Here is a 234-nt window from a genome sequence, read left to right as displayed (position 1 = left end):
ATAACAATAACAAAAGTCTACAGATCTTTCGACTGGAACAAAGAAAGACAAAAAAGCCAAAGGAATCTACATAGCAGAAACATTTCAAAAATATAGAGAAGAATTCCTAAAAAGCATAATATCCGACCAAGGAATAGAAGAAAGAATAAATAGATCGATTCAAGCCGAAGGAGCATTTTCCAAAATAAAGTCAGGCTTAAACTATAACAGATTCCACCACAGAGGAAAAGAAAA

At 32.5% G+C, this 234-nt stretch carries 1 protein-coding gene; it reads left to right on the top strand.

Annotation, left to right across the window (positions count from 1 at the left end; genetic code table 11):
• Positions 1-64 precede the first annotated feature (64 nt).
• A partial coding sequence (locus RH95_RS09440) for a transposase (protein ID WP_369369289.1) occupies positions 65-234 on the top strand: 170 nt, incomplete at its 3' end.

Origin of the sequence: Peptoniphilus rhinitidis 1-13 (assembly GCF_000246925.1) — a bacterium.
GTDB lineage: Bacteria > Bacillota > Clostridia > Tissierellales > Peptoniphilaceae > Peptoniphilus_A > Peptoniphilus_A lacydonensis.
Note: the sequence above shows the minus strand (reverse complement) of the source record. Positions and strands in the feature narration are given on the sequence as shown.